10 protein-coding genes are annotated in these 17,489 nt (G+C 48.1%); 9 read left to right on the forward strand and 1 reads right to left on the reverse strand.

All coding sequences use genetic code 11. From position 1 onward, the window contains the following. Positions 1 to 7: 7 nt before the first annotated feature. The 8 genes from GWR21_RS28215 (at position 8) to GWR21_RS28250 (ending at position 16,720) form a co-directional block, all read left to right on the forward strand. Positions 8 to 7,270, forward strand: a complete 7,263-nt coding sequence (locus tag GWR21_RS28215) for a non-ribosomal peptide synthetase (protein ID WP_162335043.1) — start codon at positions 8 to 10, stop codon at positions 7,268 to 7,270. Between the two features lie 120 nt (positions 7,271 to 7,390). Continuing rightward, entirely contained in the window at positions 7,391 to 8,203 is an 813-nt protein-coding gene (locus GWR21_RS28220; protein WP_162335044.1) for an SDR family oxidoreductase, read from the forward strand. Between the two features lie 57 nt (positions 8,204 to 8,260). Beyond that, on the forward strand, positions 8,261 to 9,175 hold the full coding sequence (locus GWR21_RS28225) for a helix-turn-helix domain-containing protein (protein ID WP_162335045.1): 915 nt from the start codon (positions 8,261 to 8,263) through the stop codon (positions 9,173 to 9,175). 75 nt (positions 9,176 to 9,250) lie between these two features. After that, positions 9,251 to 10,279 carry a sensor histidine kinase gene (locus GWR21_RS28230; RefSeq protein WP_162335046.1) on the forward strand — a complete coding sequence of 343 codons (1,029 nt, stop codon included), beginning with the start codon at positions 9,251 to 9,253 and terminating at the stop codon, positions 10,277 to 10,279. Then, positions 10,260 to 11,015, forward strand: a complete 756-nt coding sequence (locus GWR21_RS28235) for a LytR/AlgR family response regulator transcription factor (protein ID WP_162335047.1) — start codon at positions 10,260 to 10,262, stop codon at positions 11,013 to 11,015. The genes GWR21_RS28230 and GWR21_RS28235 overlap by 20 nt, the downstream gene beginning before the upstream one ends. 166 nt (positions 11,016 to 11,181) lie before the next feature. Further along, a complete protein-coding gene (locus GWR21_RS28240; RefSeq protein ID WP_162335048.1) occupies positions 11,182 to 12,519 on the forward strand; it encodes a TolC family protein in 1,338 nt (445 codons plus the stop codon). 8 nt (positions 12,520 to 12,527) lie between these two features. Continuing rightward, on the forward strand, positions 12,528 to 13,586 hold the full coding sequence (locus tag GWR21_RS28245; protein WP_162335049.1) for an efflux RND transporter periplasmic adaptor subunit: 1,059 nt from the start codon (positions 12,528 to 12,530) through the stop codon (positions 13,584 to 13,586). A gap of 14 nt (positions 13,587 to 13,600) precedes the next feature. After that, entirely contained in the window at positions 13,601 to 16,720 is a 3,120-nt protein-coding gene (locus tag GWR21_RS28250) for an efflux RND transporter permease subunit (RefSeq protein WP_162335050.1), read from the forward strand. Here GWR21_RS28250 and GWR21_RS31735 read toward each other — a convergent pair. Continuing rightward, a complete protein-coding gene (locus GWR21_RS31735; RefSeq protein WP_262888476.1) occupies positions 16,706 to 16,831 on the reverse strand; it encodes a hypothetical protein in 126 nt (41 codons plus the stop codon). The genes GWR21_RS28250 and GWR21_RS31735 overlap by 15 nt on opposite strands. A 67-nt stretch (positions 16,832 to 16,898) precedes the next feature. Between GWR21_RS31735 and GWR21_RS28255 the strand changes: the two genes are divergently transcribed. Continuing rightward, a complete protein-coding gene (locus tag GWR21_RS28255; protein ID WP_162335051.1) occupies positions 16,899 to 17,072 on the forward strand; it encodes a hypothetical protein in 174 nt (57 codons plus the stop codon). The last annotated feature ends 417 nt before the right edge of the window (positions 17,073 to 17,489 follow it).

Consider the following 17,489-nt stretch of genomic DNA (forward strand, 5'->3'; position numbering starts at 1 on the left):
GAATACCATGCAGACGGATTTCAGTAAGGCGATCAATGTATTGAGTAACGCCAGGAAAAGCGGGGTAGAAGTATACCTGGAAGAGAACAAGATCAAAGTAAAGGTAAAAAAGGATGTGCTGATCGATCAGTCATTGATGGCTGAGATCAGACAGTATAAAGAAGAGATCAGTGACTTTCTGAAATATGACCTGGAGGACAGACGTTCCGTAAACACCGCTATTCAGCGATCTCCGGTGTTACCCGGAGAAAGGATTCCGCTTTCATACGGACAGGAAGCACTTTGGATCATTGATCAGCTGGATGGTAGCAAACAATACCAGATATTGATCCCGTTGCGGCTAAAAGGAGTACCTGATAAAGATGCCCTGGAGGATGCCCTGCGGGAAATTGTGAACCGGCACGAAGTATTACGCACCGTGATACGCCAGGAGAGTAGTTCGCCTTTTCAGTCTGTAATACAGGCTGATGACTGGCGAATGGTCCTGCAGGCGGCGCCCGAACTGGCTGACAGTCCTGCCGCCCTGCAGGACAAGATCCAGCGGATCTTTAATGAACCTTACGATCTTTCGGCAGACTATATGCTGAAGGCGCATTTGTTAAGTCTTGCGGAGGATGATCATGTACTGGTGCTCTCTATGCACCATATTGCTGCGGATGGATGGTCGCTCTCGGTGATTGTGCGTGAACTGGCGGAGTTATATGACGCCCGTATCCATCAACGATTTTCTTCCTTATCGCCCTTGCCGATACAATATGCAGACTTTGCCATCTGGCAACGCCAGCAACAGGCCAATGGTCACTGGCAACAAAAGACCAGCTTCTGGAAAAATTATTTACAGGATGTCACCCGCCTGGAGCTGCCGCTCGATTTTAAGCGACCGCCCGTACAAAGTAGTAACGGGCGTATTGCATGGTTTGACATCAACCGGGAGCTGGCGGCAGGATTATCTGCATTATCCTATGAACAGCATACCACCCTGTTCATGACAATGCTGGCAGCATTCAATGTACTATTGCACCGCTATACAGGACAGACCGATATCAGTGTCGGTACGGCTATCGCAGGCAGGACATCCAGCGAACTGGAATCGCTCATCGGATTTTTTGCAAATACGATCGTACTCAGGAATGACCTGCAGGGCAATCCGGAATTTCTGACATTGCTGGCCCAGGTAAAGAAAAATACTCTTAATGCCTATGGGCACCAGGACCTGCCATTTGAAAAGATCGTAGAAGCGGCCGGACAACAACATGACCGTAGTGGTAACCCGCTGGTGCAGGTACTGTTCAACGTGCAGAATATGCCGGAAGTACCTGCATTGAAGCTGGGAGACCTGTTGTTGACAATGGAGCAAATGGAGCGTGATACCGCCCAGTTTGACCTGAACATTTCCGTGGTGGCAAAACAGGATGGTTTGATGATCAGTGTGGAATACTGTACGGACTTATTCCTTCCGGAGAGTATTGAGCAGCTGTTCCGGCATTATATCATCCTGTTGGCAGACATTGTGAAGCGCCCGGCAGTACGCATAGATGAATTATCCCTCTTAAACCAGGAAGAACAACGCAAACTGCAGAGATGGAATATGCAACCTGCGCTGACATATCCTTCGGAGAAAACAGTAGGGGAATTGTTCAGTGAGCAGGCGCTTACCAACCATGCGGCAGCGGCTTTGTTATATGAAGATACTGTACTTAGTTATGAAGAACTGGAAGCTGCCTCTAATCAGCTGGCAACTTACCTGGTACAATCAGGCGTCGCACCGGAAAGCCTGATACCGGTGTGTATAGACCGTTCTGCTGACCTGATCATTACCTTACTCGGGATACTGAAAGCAGGTGCCGCCTTTGTACCATTAGATCCCCGTTATCCGCAGCAACGTATTGCGCAGATGTTGTCGGAGACAAATTATACAGTAGCCATCACCAGTAGTGAATACCGTGAACTGTTTGATAGTGATGCACAGATCCTGACGCTGGAAGCATCGCAGCCTATACTGGGATTAATGCCATCAACACCGCTACCTGTTCGTGTAACGGCAGATAGTCTGGCATATGTGATGTATACTTCCGGCTCTACCGGTCGCCCTAAAGGAGTAATGGTCACCCACCGGAATATTGTGAGTCTGGCGGTAGGCAGTGGTTTCCTGGACTGGTCAGCAGATGATGTGTTATTGTCTACCGGTTCTCCTTCTTTTGATGCGTCCACCATTGAATACTGGGGTACCCTGCTGAACGGTGTCACACTTGTATTGGCGCATGAAGAGAGACTACTGGACAGTGTGCAGCTGAAAGAAGAAATTATTGCGCGCCGTGTTACCCGTATGTGGTTTACGGCCGGCTGGCTGCATCAGCTGATCGATATGGATATCAGCATCTTCGGAAGCCTGAAGACGGTAATGGCAGGTGGCGAGAAGTTGTCAGAGACACATATCAGTCGTTTGCGTGCTGCCTATCCTGATCTGAAGATCATCAACGGATATGGGCCTACAGAGAATACCACGTTCTCATTAACCTATACTGTACCCGGTGCCATAGCCGGTCAGCCCATTCCGATAGGTTATCCATTATCAAACCGTACGGCCTATGTATTGAACAACAGGCTGGAACAACAGCCTGTAGGGGTGCCCGGTGAGCTATATGTTGGTGGGGCAGGTTTATCCAAAGGGTATCTTGGTCAGCCGGAGCTGACAGCAGCGCGTTTTATCACACACCCTGCTACAGGTGAACGACTGTACCGTACGGGAGATCTGGCGCGTCTTTTATCCAATGGTAGTATCGCCTATCTTGGCCGTACGGACGACCAGGTGAAGCTACGGGGTTTCCGTATAGAGCTGGGTGAGATAGAGGGTGTCTTACAGGAGAGTGGTTATTGCAGCCGGGCTGTGGTCGTAGTGAGAGGAGACGGTAGTAACAGACGCCTGGTAGCCTATGTCGTACCCACACCTGGTTATGAGGAGTCCGTGTTGTTATCCTATCTGGAAGCGCGTTTACCGGGCTATATGATCCCGTCAGCATTGATCACAATGGAAGTACTACCATTGACTAAGAACGGGAAGGTAGATAAACAGGCGTTACCAGATCCGGAGGAAGGGCAGTTACATGCAAAAGGATATGTCGCTCCACGTGATGCAACGGAGGTACAGGTGGCCGGTATCTGGCAGGAAGCCTTGCAGGTGGACCGGGTGGGGGTGCATGACGATTTCTTCCGGCTGGGAGGCGATTCTATTATAGCGATCGGGGTTGTCAGCCGGCTAAGACAGTTGTTGAACAGGAATGTACGGCTGTATGACCTGTATCAGCTGCCGACAGTAGCGCAGTTGTCCGCTGCATTGCCTGCTATGCCGTTCCTGCCGGAAGAAGGAGATGCCATGCATCAGCAGGTAGAAAGGGAGCTTGCTGCATTAAGAGAGGAGATACTGGCACATCGTGATGATGCAGCTGATATTGCGGATATCTATCCCATGAGTGATATACAGAGTGGTATGGTATATGCGTCATTGCTGCATCCGGGCGAGGGTATTTATCATGATCAGTTTGCACATGTATTGCCTGCCGATCTGAATACTGCGTTGTTCGAGAAGGCGTTTGGATTACTGGTGGAGAAACATACCATATTACGTACGGCCTTTGATATGCATGCGCATAGGAATGGTGTGCAGATCGTGTATCAGCAGTTGCCGGTCAACTTCATGCACATAGATAAGCATGAGCTGACCATTCATAGTGCCGCCCCCTTTGTACAGGCGTACCTGGAACAACAGCGCAGGCATCCTGTTGATGTGGCGCGTGGACCATTATGGAGAGGCACACTGATCCGCTTGTCCGACTGGTATATTTTTGTGTTTGAGTTTCATCATGCGATGCTGGATGGATGGAGTGTGGCACACCTCAATACAGAACTGAACAATATTTATTTGCGGTTAAAGGCCAATGAAGAGGTTTCTGACCTGTTAACGCCTTTGAAATGTACCTACCGGCATTTCATCGTAGACAGCCTGGTGGAAAAGCGCTCGGGCGCACATACGCGCTTCTGGCAACAGCAGATGGATGGCTATAGGAGATTGCAGCTTTTCTCAGCAGTGCCGGAGCAACGCAAGTACATACATACATATGACGCTGACTACTGGCGCCAGCTCAAACAACGGTGCGATGAGGACAAGCTGTCTGTAAAATCACTGTTCCTCGGTGCCTTTCTTTTCCTCACAGGCATGCTGACACATGAAGATGAAATGACTATCGGTCTGACCACGAATTGTCGTCCGGTACGGGAAGATGGCGACCGGCTGTTGGGTTGTTTCCTGAACACTGTTCCTTTTCGTGTAAGTAAAGCAGCAAAAGATACCTCCTGGAAACATTATTTCCATGGAATAGAAGAAAAACTGAAGGCAATCAAGGAAAATGAGAACCTGACATTGCCTGAGATAGCCCGTGTAAATAATGAACTGTCTACGGATGAAAATCCTTTCTTTGACATACTCTTCAACTTCACTAACTTTTACATTTACGATACGATCTCTCCCGGACTATTCACCGCCGGACATGCTGCTGAAACAGCTGCCGGTCCCGGCCCGGGAAATGACAGGACCAATACTTACCTCGACTTTGATGTGAGTATTACAGGGAATGTACTGACCGTTATTTACTCTCAGAACCGGCAACTACTGTCTGGTAAGACATTGGAAGAGCTGCATACCTGGCTGGATGCAATACTGGATTGTTACCTGCATCACTATAACGATACGGTGGATGTCAGCAAGGTCTTGTCTCCGGCGGCAGTCACTGATCTGTTGATCGCGCTTAATCAAACAAACGCTGATTATGACCGCTCCGCTACACTGGTAAGCCTGTTTGAGGCGCAGGCTGCACGGACGCCTATGGCTGTTGCTGCCATAGATGATAACAGACAGCTTACGTACGAAGACTTAGATCAACAGGCCGGTAAGGTGGCCCGGTACCTCCGGGAGAAGGGCGTCAGCAGGGAAATGTGTGTACCTCTATACGCAGGTCGTTCGGTGATGACAGTGGTCGGTATTTTAGGCATATTGAAAGCGGGAGCTGCCTATGTACCTGTTGATCCTGATGCGCCGGCAGAGCGGGTGAAAGGGATACTGAAGGAGACAGGTGCCGTGTTAATGTTGCATACGGATAAGGACCAGGAAGTTGCTTCGCTGGCAGCAGATTGTAAAGTCATCGATGTCGCTACCGCCATTACGGTCAGTACATTACAGCAGTCGGCTTCTCCGGAGATCAATGCCACTGACCTCGCGTATGTTATTTATACCTCCGGCTCAACGGGAGCGCCTAAAGGTGTCATGGTGGAACATTGTTCTGTAGTGAACATGCTGACCGACCGTAAACGTACCTTTGCTATCAACGGGAATGATCGTGTGCTCATTGCGGCCTCCTTTACATTTGACGCCTCGGTGGAACAACTCTTTCTTGCACTGACCAGCGGTGCCGCTGTGTTTGTTCCGAAAAAAGAAGCCTTGCTTGATCCGCATACTTTTCATCACTTGTTGTCCGCACAACAGATCACACATCTGGATATCACTCCCGGACTGCTGAAGAACATCCTGCCATTGCCGGAAGAACATTATCTCCGGACAATCGTGGCCGGTGGTGAAGAATGTCCTGTATGGCTCCCCGCACAGCTCCCGTCAGGCATTACCCTTTACAATGAATATGGACCTACTGAAACCACAGTGGTAGCTGTTGCCTATGAATGTCCGAAAGGCGAAGTTGCACACAAGCGTATCCCGGTTGGCCGTCCCATTGCAAATACCCGTTTATTGATAGTAGATCGTAAAGGTCACCTGTTACCGCGTGGTATTCCGGGTGAGTTATGTATCGGTGGCGCAGGTGTGAGCCGGGGGTATCTTAATCAGCAGGCATTAACTGAAGAGCGCTTTGTGCGGGTGAAATATGGAGAGCTGTATGAAGGGGTCGTCTATCATACCGGCGATCTGGTGAGATGGCTGCCTGATGGTAATATCGATTTCATGGGCAGGATAGATGAGCAGGTGAAGATCAGGGGATATCGTGTAGAGCCAGGCGAAATTGAACAGGTGTTATTACAGAGCGGCCTGGTACAGCAGGCGGTGATACAGGTGACCGGTGAAGCGGCAGGAAAGCGCTTAATAGCATATGTCTCTGGTGTAGCGCATACCAGCAGTGTACAGATAACAGACTACCTGTCACAGCGCCTGCCCGATTACATGGTGCCGTCAGCAATAGTAGTGTTGGAAACAATGCCACTGACTACGAATGGTAAGATAGACCGCCGGGCATTGCAGGCCCCGGAACAGCTATCGGCCGTACAGTATGACCCGCCACAGACGCCTTTGCAAGAGCAGCTGTGTGCCTTATTCGGTGCAGTACTGGATCTTCCTGCAGATAAGATCAGTATCCGGGATGATTTCTTCCGGATAGGTGGTAATAGTATCCAGGCCATGCAGCTGCTTAACAGGATCAACCGGCAGTTTGATGCGCGGCTCAGGGTACTGGATGTGTACCTGGCAAAGACGGTTGCCCGGCTGGCTGTGGCTATTACAGAGAAGAAGACACAGCAGCATATAGTCAAACTGAACAGTGCGGAGCATAAACCACCCCTCTTCATGATCCATTCCGGCAGGGGCGGGGCGGAAGTATATACCTCACTGGCGGAGCAGCTCCATACGGATTATACCTGTTACGGAGTTGAGCCTTACAATAAATACCATCAGCCGCCATTGTTGCAGCTGAATTCACTCGCCGCTCAGTATTTGCAATATATAGACGCATTACAGCCTCCGGAATACGTTTTCGCCGGATGGTCGCTCGGCGGACAGATAGCGCTTGAAATCGCCTGTATACTCGAAGCAAGGGGTGTTAATAACATCCGGGTCCTGCTGCTGGACACCGTGCTCCCTGATGGAGATGAGCAGCTGGCCGGACTGACCAGTGCCCTGGTGAATGTCAGTGAGCTGCCGGATACCTATGACGCTGGCGTACTACAGCTGGGAAAGCAGCCACTTTCTGCAAAGCTGTACCATACCAGGGTGACCCTGCTGAAAGCGATGCAAAAGCCGGATTATCTGCTGTCCGATCCTTACGCGCCGGCACATGCATTGTCCGATCATATTATTGCATTACCGGATAATAACGTGGGCCAGGTGATAGCCGATCCCGCAAACCTCAGCGTAATAGTAGCCGCGCATCTGCATCACGATAATATTTTAAGTGATGAAGCCTGTATCATTGACCTGTTACGGCGGATACACCAATAATATGAACAGCGCAGTGCCCCCGGTACTGCGCTGTTGTACCAAACCGGATACAACAAATACCAACCTGGCTACACCCGCCCCTTACATACCTGCCATCTTTGCAGTATAAAATATGTAAAGATGAAAACAATACTGATCACCGGCGCTTCCTCCGGACTGGGTAAGACGACCGCAAAACTATTCTCCTCCAAAGGCTGGCGGGTTATCGCTACAATGCGTCGTCCGGAGCAGGAAACGGAGCTGCACCAGTTACCTCATATCCTGGTGAAAGCACTCGACGTAACCGATGCGGCACAGACCGAAGCCCTGATCACTGATGTGATGCGCCAATACGATGTGGATGTCGTACTTAACAATGCCGGCTACGGACTGATTGGCCCCCTTGAAACCGTTACAGACGAACAGCTCTCCCGTCAGTTTGAGACCAATGTACTGGGTGTTATCCGCCTTACCCGTGCCTGTATACCCTATTTCAGAGAAAAGAGACGCGGATTGTTCATTACCACTACCTCTATCGCCGGACTGATTGGCCTGCCGTTAACTGCTATTTATTGTGCCACCAAGTGGGCGATTGAAGGCTGGACAGAAGGTATGGCCTTTGAACTCAACCAACTGGGTATAGGTATCAAGACCGTAGCCCCCGGGGGTATAAAAACGGATTTTGCGGGTCGTTCCCTGGATACCACGATACATCCTGCCTACAATGACATGCAGGAAAAGCTGTATGGTGGTTTCGATCCTGAGACATTTACCCCTGCTGAGATCATTGCTGCAACTGTCTATGAAGCAGCAACTGACGGGAAGGACCAGCTGCGTTATATAGCGGGCGAAGATGCTAAAGCCTCGTATGCCCGCCGACTAGCCATCGGTAATGAAGCCTTTCAAAAAGAGATCGCCCAGCTTTATTTTGGTAGCCTCAGCAAACCCGCCTGATATTCCTGCTAAAAGTGAGGGCAAAGCAATTCCCTCACTTTTAAATAAATTCGCACTATGGAACAGAAAAAGTCTCCACATATCTTCCATTCCGTATCTGAGCTGCACAGCGCTTTAGGGCTTCCTGCACCACAGCACCCGTTGCTGAGCATTGCTGATTATGCACAGATCACGGCGGATGTAACCGCATTATCCAAAGGACTGGTACTGAATTTCTATAAGATCTCCTTCAAGTTCAACTTTAAGGGAAGGTTCAAATATGGTCAGCAGTACTATGACTTTGATGAAGGGGGATTAAGCTTTTCTGCGCCTATGCAGGTCATCTCCGCTGCAGAGGAAGAAGCAGATTACAGCGGATTGACCTTACTGATCCATCCTGATTTCCTCCGGAACTATCCCATCGCAAAAACCATCCGGAACTATGGCTTCTTTGATTATGCGGTCAATGAAGCACTCTTCTTATCTGAACAGGAAAAAGCGGTCATTACAGGCATTTTTGAAAGCATACAACGGGAACTGCAATCTTCTATAGACCACTTCAGCCAGGATATTATCATCTCCCAGATAGAGCAACTACTCAACTACAGCAACCGTTTCTATAACCGGCAGTTTATCACCAGGAAGGCGGCCCATAACGACCATCTTGCCGCTTTAGATCAGTTGCTGAATGATTATTTCAATAACAACACCGCCCTGTTTAACGGTATGCCGGGCGTAGAGATGATTGCCGGTCAACTCGGTGTATCCCAGCGGTACCTCAGTGATATGCTGCGTTCCCTGGTGGGATTAAATACCCAGCAATATCTGCAAACCTGGATGATCAGCAAGGCGAAGGAACTATTAAGCACCACTTCCCTGACAATCGGCGAGATCGCGTATCAGCTTGGTTTTGAATATCCGCAATCCTTTAATAAGTTCTTCAGGAAACAGACTGCCCAGTCGCCCCGGGACTTCCGTAATTCCTTTAATTAAGTCATTTCATCTCCGAAAATGTACATTTCACACCATTTGCCGGCGGTTCGCCGCTCCTAATGTGTACATTTGCATATGTTTAAGTCATACCACTTAAAATGGTGTTTTATCCTCATCGGCATACTCGTGGGAGGTACGATCCTAGGGAGGTCAGGGGAAGTGAGGTCCTGGAGTGCCAGTCAGATAATCGGACATATTATATCTGTTACATTCCTTATACTCTCCTGCTGGCTGGTACATTGTTTTTTCAGAAACGCCAGATTACCGTTACCCAATAAGATCAGGATTGTACTAAGTATGGCTACAGGTACACTGGTTGCACTGACCATCATTTATTACTATGACCTGTATGTGCCCTCCAGGTTTTTGCCACCCCGTGATATTCAGGTAGATGAGAGCTTCGACTATTTTTTAAGAAGATTTGTTGCGGGTTTTTTTGTTAACATGATCTGTTATATCGTGTTTAACATCATCTATACGAATAACATACTACAGAAGACGCAGCTGGAATATGAACAGCTGAAACAGGCGCACCTGCGTGCGCAGTTAATATCCCTGCAACAGCAGATCAGTCCTCACTTTCTTTTCAACTCACTGAGCACATTAAAGAACATGGCCGGAGAACCGGATACAAAGAAGTTCGTTGTGCAGCTCGCCCATGTTTACCGCTACCTGTTGAATTACAATGAACATCATGTGACCGCTCTTTCTGAAGAACTGTCGTTCATTCATTCGTATCTATACATCCTTCATCAGCGGTTTGAGACGGCTTTAAATGTAAGGATCGACATCCCTGACCGCTACCTCAGCCGCCTCATTCCGCCGCTGTCATTGCAGCTGCTCGTGGAAAATGCCATTAAACACAATGTATTATCTCCGGAAGCGCCATTGAATATCTATATTTCCGTCAATAGTCAAAATGAACTGGAGGTAGCTAATACCTACCGGCCGAAAAAAACAACAGAAGAGAGCACCGGACTGGGATTACAAAATATTAAAGACAGGTATCAGCTGCTCTTTAACAGTGAAGTCAGCGTAAATAATACACCGGAAACATTTACAGTCAGTTTACCTTTAATCCGCAATGAACGTAATCATAATTGAAGACGAACGCCGGACAGCCAATGAATTGAAGTCAATGCTGGAAAACGTCGATCCTGAGATCGATGTGACGGCTATCCTGCCTTCCGTGGCGACGGCTATCACCTGGTTCAGGGAAAACCCTGCGCCCGATCTTATCTTTTCGGATATTCAGTTAGGCGATGGACTGAGCTTCGATATCTTCAAGGAAGTGCAGATCAATGCGCCCATCATTTTTTCTACGGCCTTTGACCAGTATGCGATCAATGCGTTCGAATCAAACAGTATCGACTACCTGCTGAAACCTATTGATGAAAGTATGCTGGAGCGTAGTCTGCAGAAGTACGACCGTGTCCGGGAACACTTCTCCGCCGGTGCCTACGCTACTAGTTTAAATAAGGCTGTCAGCCAGTTAGATAACTACAAACAGTCCATTCTAATTCACTACCGGGAAAAGATCGTTCCCGTGAAAGTCGCTAATATTTCATTCGTATATACTTCGGGTGGTGTTGTAAGACTCTACAGTACCGAAGGACCTGAATACACAGTACAGTACACCATCGAACAACTGGAAGAAATGCTGAACCCACAGTTTTTCTTCAAAGCGAACCGTCAGTTTATCATCAACAGGAACGTTGTACAGGATATTGAACACTACTTCAATCGCAGACTCGTTGTCAAAACTACCTGTAAGACACCCGATAAGATCATTATCAGCCGCCTGAAAGCACAGGATTTTCTCCGCTGGATGGAGCAGTGAGTTCCCTCTCTGGCATTTCGTTTGTGTTTTTGATCATTTCATCACCCCATATGTCTCTCTCATAGTAATAAAGGGAAAGAGGATAACGGGATCATCTAGCTTTGCTGGCAATTACTGACTGGCCGCCTCTTATAGCGGCCGGACAGGGCTTTATGCAGTTTAATATATGAGTAAAAGACTATTAATTACGGCACTTACGTTACTACCATCCTGGCTATTCGGGCAATCGGTCTGGACACTACGTAGCTGCATCGAGTACGGTATAAAGAACAACCGTAACAGTGTGATCTACGACAACGAAAAGAAAGCAGCTGACGCGCAGGCGAAGGAAGCGCTCGCCGCCTATCTGCCCGCTGTCAGCCTGAATGGTACCCTGGACGACAACCTGAAAGTACAGCAAACAGTCATCCCGGCAGGGGTGTTCGGCCCTGAGGATATCCGTGTCGCATTCACTAAGAAGTTCAATACCAATGGGTCGGCGCAGCTGGATCAGACCATTTACGATCAGTCCCTGATCATCGGCCTGAAAGCCAATAAGTTCAATAAGCAACAGGCAGCGCTTAACCAGAGAAAGAGCGAAGAGACGATCATCTACAACATCACCAATGCGTATTACCAGATCTTCATTTACAGGGAGCAACTCGGTATGCTGAGGACCAATCTGGAGAAATACCAGCAGCAGATGAACGTTACCTCACAGCGTGTAAATAAGGGGACAACCCTGCAAAAGGAACTGGACAAGGTAACTGTTGACTATAACAATACGATGTCTCAGATCGTGGTGTCAGAAAGTAATATCACGCTCTCGGAGAACCAGCTGAAGTATGAAATGGGATATCCTATCAAAGATCCGTTGACCGTAGATAGTGCCGCCGTAGCAGGCAATCTGCATGTAGTGGCACCGGCACTGGCGGAAAATAATATCTTTTCGGCCCACACCCGTACAGACTATCAGTTGTCACAGGTCAACGCCGCACTCCTGGATATCGACCAGCGACGTATCAAAGCAGGGATCTATCCACGTCTGACTGCCTACGCACGTTATGGTGCTGTTGGTTTTGGTGATAATCTGGGGCAGTCCTTCTCTACCATGAGCAGCTACGCCGCTGTCGGATTGAAACTCAGCTTCCCTTTACTGGATTTCTTTAAGCGGAATGCCCAGTACACCCAGGCAAAATACAAACAGCTGAATGCCGTGGAACAGCTGAAACTGGATGAAGGTAAATATCAGCTGGAATATGAGAACGCCAAAACGAAGTTGCTGAAGGAACAAAGTAACGTCGAGAATAATAAACGAAATATAGATCTCGCGAAGTCTGTATTTGATGTGACCAACCTGCAGTACGAAAAAGGTACAACAGATATGACCGACTGGATCAATGCACAGAATTCAGTAAAGGAAGCGCAGAACAACTATCTCAATTCACTTTATAACCTCATTCTCGCCAGACTTGAACTGGAGAAGACAGCAGGTACCTTAAAGACTTTTTATACCGCTTTATAAATCAGCACATGAAGGCCAGATATATTACCATCATTATTGTCATAGCGATCGTTGGACTGATCGTTTTTAAACTCGCTGCGAATAAGCGAAAACTGAATGAAAAGAATACACCGGCGCCCGTTGCCGCAGTACGTATTCCTGTAAAGGTGGCGAAAGTGACCGAACAGCTGTTTGAGATCAGCATACTCAAAACAGGTAACCTGGCGCCATTTAAAGAAGCCAAAGCAGTGGCCATGTCAGGTGGCACCTTGCTGAAAGTCAACTTTGAGCTGGGTGATAAAGTAAAACAGGGACAGGTCCTCGCGGTGACTGATACCCGTCTCGCGCAACTGGAATTACAGAAGGCAGAGACCAATGTAATGAAGCTGCGTAATGACCTGAACGTGTACACTGAGTTGCTCGCCGGAAAAGCTGCGACACAGGAAAAGGTGAATGAGATCAGACAGAACTATGAAAATGCAGTGAACCAGGTACAGCAGGCGAAGAAGAATGTGGCAGATGCCGCTATCCTCGCGCCTACCAGTGGTGTGATCGCTTCCAAAAAAGTAGAACAGGGCATGTTCGTGAATGCGGGTACAGAACTGGCTTCTATTGTCAATCTGTCGCGTGCAAAGGTGCAGGTGAACCTGACGGAAGCAGAGGTATATAAAGTGAAAGAAGGCCAACAGGTGAAGATCACCACAGATGTATATCCGGGTAAAACATTCAATGGTGCTATCAGCTTTATCAGTCCGCAGGCGGATGACGCGCATAACTACCTGGTAGAGATCCTCATTGGCAACGAAGAAGATGCACTGCTCAGGTCCGGTACTTTTGTGTATGTTGATTTCTCCAGAAAAACAGAACAACAGGTACTGGTGATCCCAAGAGATGCACTGACAGAAAGTGTGAAAGATGCTTCCGTATACGTTTTGCAGGATAGCATTGTACGTCAGCGTACGATACAGACCGGCGCCGATGTGAACGGAATGGTACAGGTGCTCAGTGGCCTGAAAGCAGGTGAGCAGGTGGTGACATCTGGTCAGATTAATTTAAAGGATGGTAGCACTGTCAGTGTCTCCAAATAAAAATATGCTCGCTTATGTCAATAGCAGAAGTTGCCGTAAAACGGCCTTTACTGATCATTGTGATATTTACGGTGCTTATTCTCTTTGGGATGATAAGCTACAAGAAATTAAACTATAATCTCCTTCCGAAAATTGAAGTACCTACCGTTACCGTAAGTACGGTATATCCCGGTGCTTCTGCTTCCGAAGTAGAATCGTCCGTTACTAAAAAACTCGAAGATGTATTTGCGTCTATAGAAGGGCTGGATAAGATCAACTCTACTTCACAGGAAGGCGTTTCACAGATCATTATCTCTTTCAAGAGTGGAACAGATATAGATGAAGCACAATCGAACGTACAACGTAAGGCAGATCAGGCGTTGAATGATCTGCCCGATGATGCGGACCGCCCCCTGGTGAACAAGGTTAACCTGGAAGAAGTACCGGTGATACGTGCTGGTGTGACGTCTAATATGACGCCCGCCAGTCTCTATGAGTTTGTTGATAAACAACTGCGTCCCGTATTACAGAACGTGGCTGGCGTCGGCCAGGTGAACATCATCGGTGGTGATGAAAGACAGATCCAGATCAATGTTGATCAGCGCAAATTATTTGCCTACGGATTAAGCATCTCGGATGTGTCGAATGCGGTGAATAATGCAAACCAGTCTTTTCCGGCGGGTAGTATTGAAACAAGAGACCAGCAGTTCACCATCCAGTACGATGCGAATGTAACCTCTGTACAGCAGCTGAGTGACCTGATCATCAGACAGCAGCCTGGCAAGGGGAGTATTTATCTGAGAGATGTCGCTGAAGTAGTGGATGCGACTGCAAAGGCTACTGCGATCAACCATATTAATGGATTACCTTCTATCGGTATCCAGATCATCAAACAGTCTGACGCGAATGCGGTGAATGTGAGCAAGCAGGTAAAAGCCGCCTTCGAAAATATCGAACAGCAGTACAAAAATAACGCACTGAAGTTTACTATTTCTACGGACCAGTCCACCTATACCCTCCGCTCCGCTGATGCTGTGATGGAAGACCTGGTGCTGGCAGTAGTGATCGTAGGTGTGGTGATGCTGGCCTTTCTGCATAGTTTCAGAAGCTCCATGTTCGTGATGGTGGCCCTGCCATCCTCCATGATCCCGACATTCATTGCAATGTACCTGCTGGGATTCTCGCTGAACCTGATGACGCTGATGGCATTGTCACTGGTAGTAGGTATCCTGGTGGATGACTCTATCGTGGTACTGGAGAATATTTACCGGCACCTGGAAATGGGGTCGGACAGAAGGACTGCTGCACTGGAAGGGCGTAATGAGATCGGCTTCACAGCTATGGCCATCACGTTAGTGGATGTGGTGGTATTCCTGCCACTGGCCATGTCAGGCGGTATTATCGGCGCGATCCTGAAGGAGTTCTCTTTAGTTGTGGTATTCTCTACATTGATGAGTCTTTTTGTATCATTCACGGTAACGCCGATGTTGGCTAGCCGTTTCGGCAGACTGGAACATATGGATCCGAAGAGCTGGTGGGGCAAGGCGAACCTGGGTTTTGAAAGCCTCATTGACAGGTTAAAGGAGAACTATGCCCACATGCTGCAGGTGATGTTAGGTAAGAAGCGCTGGTTGTTATCAGGTGTCATTGTATTGATCATCGGTTCTGTTATGCTGATCGCAAAAGGATTTATCGGTGCTGCCTTTATTCCTTCCGGTGACCAGGGAGAACTGAACATCAACCTGGAACTGAATCCATCTGCAAATATCTACCAGACGAATATGCTCACGCAGGAAGTGGAACAGCTTATCATGAAGCGTCCTGAGGTAGATAAAGTCTTTTCCAGTATCGGTTTTGTAAGTGGAAGTGTGGCTGGTACCAGCAATAATGCGAATCGCGCGGAACTGGCGGTGACGCTGAAAGATGCCAAAGAGAGAAGCATGACTGCCGAGCAGTTTGGTATCATGATGCAGCGCGAACTGGCAGCGGCGGTACCAGGTGTGAAGGTAACGGCTTCTCCGACCTCTATCTCCGGTAATGCCAATGCAGCCCCCATCCAGATCGCCATTAAAGGTGTGGATCTGAAGGCAGTACGTTCGGTGGCAGAGCAATACATGAAACAGGTGATGAGTGTGCCGGGAACACAATTTGTGCAATTGTCTGTAAAAGATCCGAAACAGCAGATAGAAGTAAAGCTGGACAGAGAGAAAATGACCTTGCTGGGTTTAAATGCCAGCCAGGTGGGCGGCGCACTACAGAATGCATTCAGTGGGAATGATAAAAGTAAGTTCAAACAGGGAGGTAACGAATACGACATCCTGGTGAGCCTTGACAGGTACGACCGGTCTAACATCAATGATGTAAGGAACCTGACCTTCTCCAATAACAACGGGGAGCGTTTTATCCTAAGTCAGTTTGCCGATGTAAGAGAAACGATGGGAGAGAGTGTGCTGGAAAGAAGTGACCGCATGAACTCTATCAACGTGAATGCGAACGTGGCTGGCCGGCCGACAGGTACAGTAGCGGAAGACATCAAAAAGAAAGTCGCGTCGATTCAGTTGCCACAGGGTGTCACCGTGGAATACCTGGGTGATGTAAAGAACCAGGGAGATGCATTTGAGAGTCTGGGACTGGCATTGATCACAGCGATCCTGCTGGTGTACCTGATCATGGTGGCGTTGTATGAGAGTGTGATCTATCCATTCGTGGTGTTATTCTCTATACCAGTCGCACTGATCGGTGCGTTGCTGGCACTTGCCTTATCCATGGAAACATTGAACATCTTCTCCATCATTGGGGTGATCATGTTGCTGGGTTTGGTGTCAAAGAATGCGATCCTGATCGTCGATTTTACCAATCAGCTGAAAGAAGAAGGACGTCCGGTGAGAGAGGCGTTAATTGAAGCCGGTAAGGAACGTTTGCGACCTATCCTGATGACAACACTGGCGATGATCCTGGGGATGCTGCCTATCGCACTCGCTACAGGCGCAGGTTCAGAGATCAAAAATGGTATGGCCTGGGTGATCATCGGCGGGCTGACCAGCTCTATGATCCTGACCTTATTCGTAGTGCCGGCGATGTACCTGATCATTGAGAAATGGAAGAACCGTTTCCAGAAAAAGAGCCCTCCTGAAGCAAAGTTAAGTACTACCTGATCCATCTCCGGATGACAGATAAACAGCAGCTGAAGCGGTATGACGACTGTCTTCAGCTGCTTTGATCCATTCCTTTACCATAACATTGAAATGCATATCTGATGAAGTCATCTCTGTACTTCAGTTTTTTCGCGCTTTTGATTTCACAGCAATCGAGGACCTTAAAACTGGTCCGGGCATGGAGTTTCGTGTGAATAAGCTACTGATGATAGGTGTGAACGCAGGTGTACTGACACCAGTGCTTTCCCGGCAGTTTAAACGGAATACTTCCTCTGATAAATATTTTCTTTCCAACAGGATCAGTACAATTCCCTATGGGAATGTAACGATATTGTTACTGCCATTCCTGTAGACAACTGAGATGGCTTATTCTTCCGGCTTATGATATGGTCAGTTTATCCGGCATTATGTACAGTTCAGTTGATTTATTTCTGTCGGATAGGATAAACGAATAATATTTGCAGCTCACTTAAGTTATAAAAGACGTATACAGTATTACAATAAAGTGTGACAGTTGTAGGTTTGAACAAACCGGCTCAATCCTGAGCCGGTTTTATTTTTTTATAGATTCAGGGTATAGTCAGATACTAGTATTGTATTCGTTATGGTAAGCTTTCTCCTCCGTTTCTCCTCCGTTTTAAAACGGAGGAGAAACGGAGGAGAAAGCTTACTTAGTGAATACAATATCCCATCCGGGCCGAACGACATGGCCCGCAGAACGGCCCGTAAAATTTTCGTCACCACGAATCCCGGTTTTGTCACCCTGTTT

The sequence above is a fragment of the Chitinophaga agri genome (genome assembly GCF_010093065.1).
Classification (GTDB): domain Bacteria; phylum Bacteroidota; class Bacteroidia; order Chitinophagales; family Chitinophagaceae; genus Chitinophaga; species Chitinophaga agri.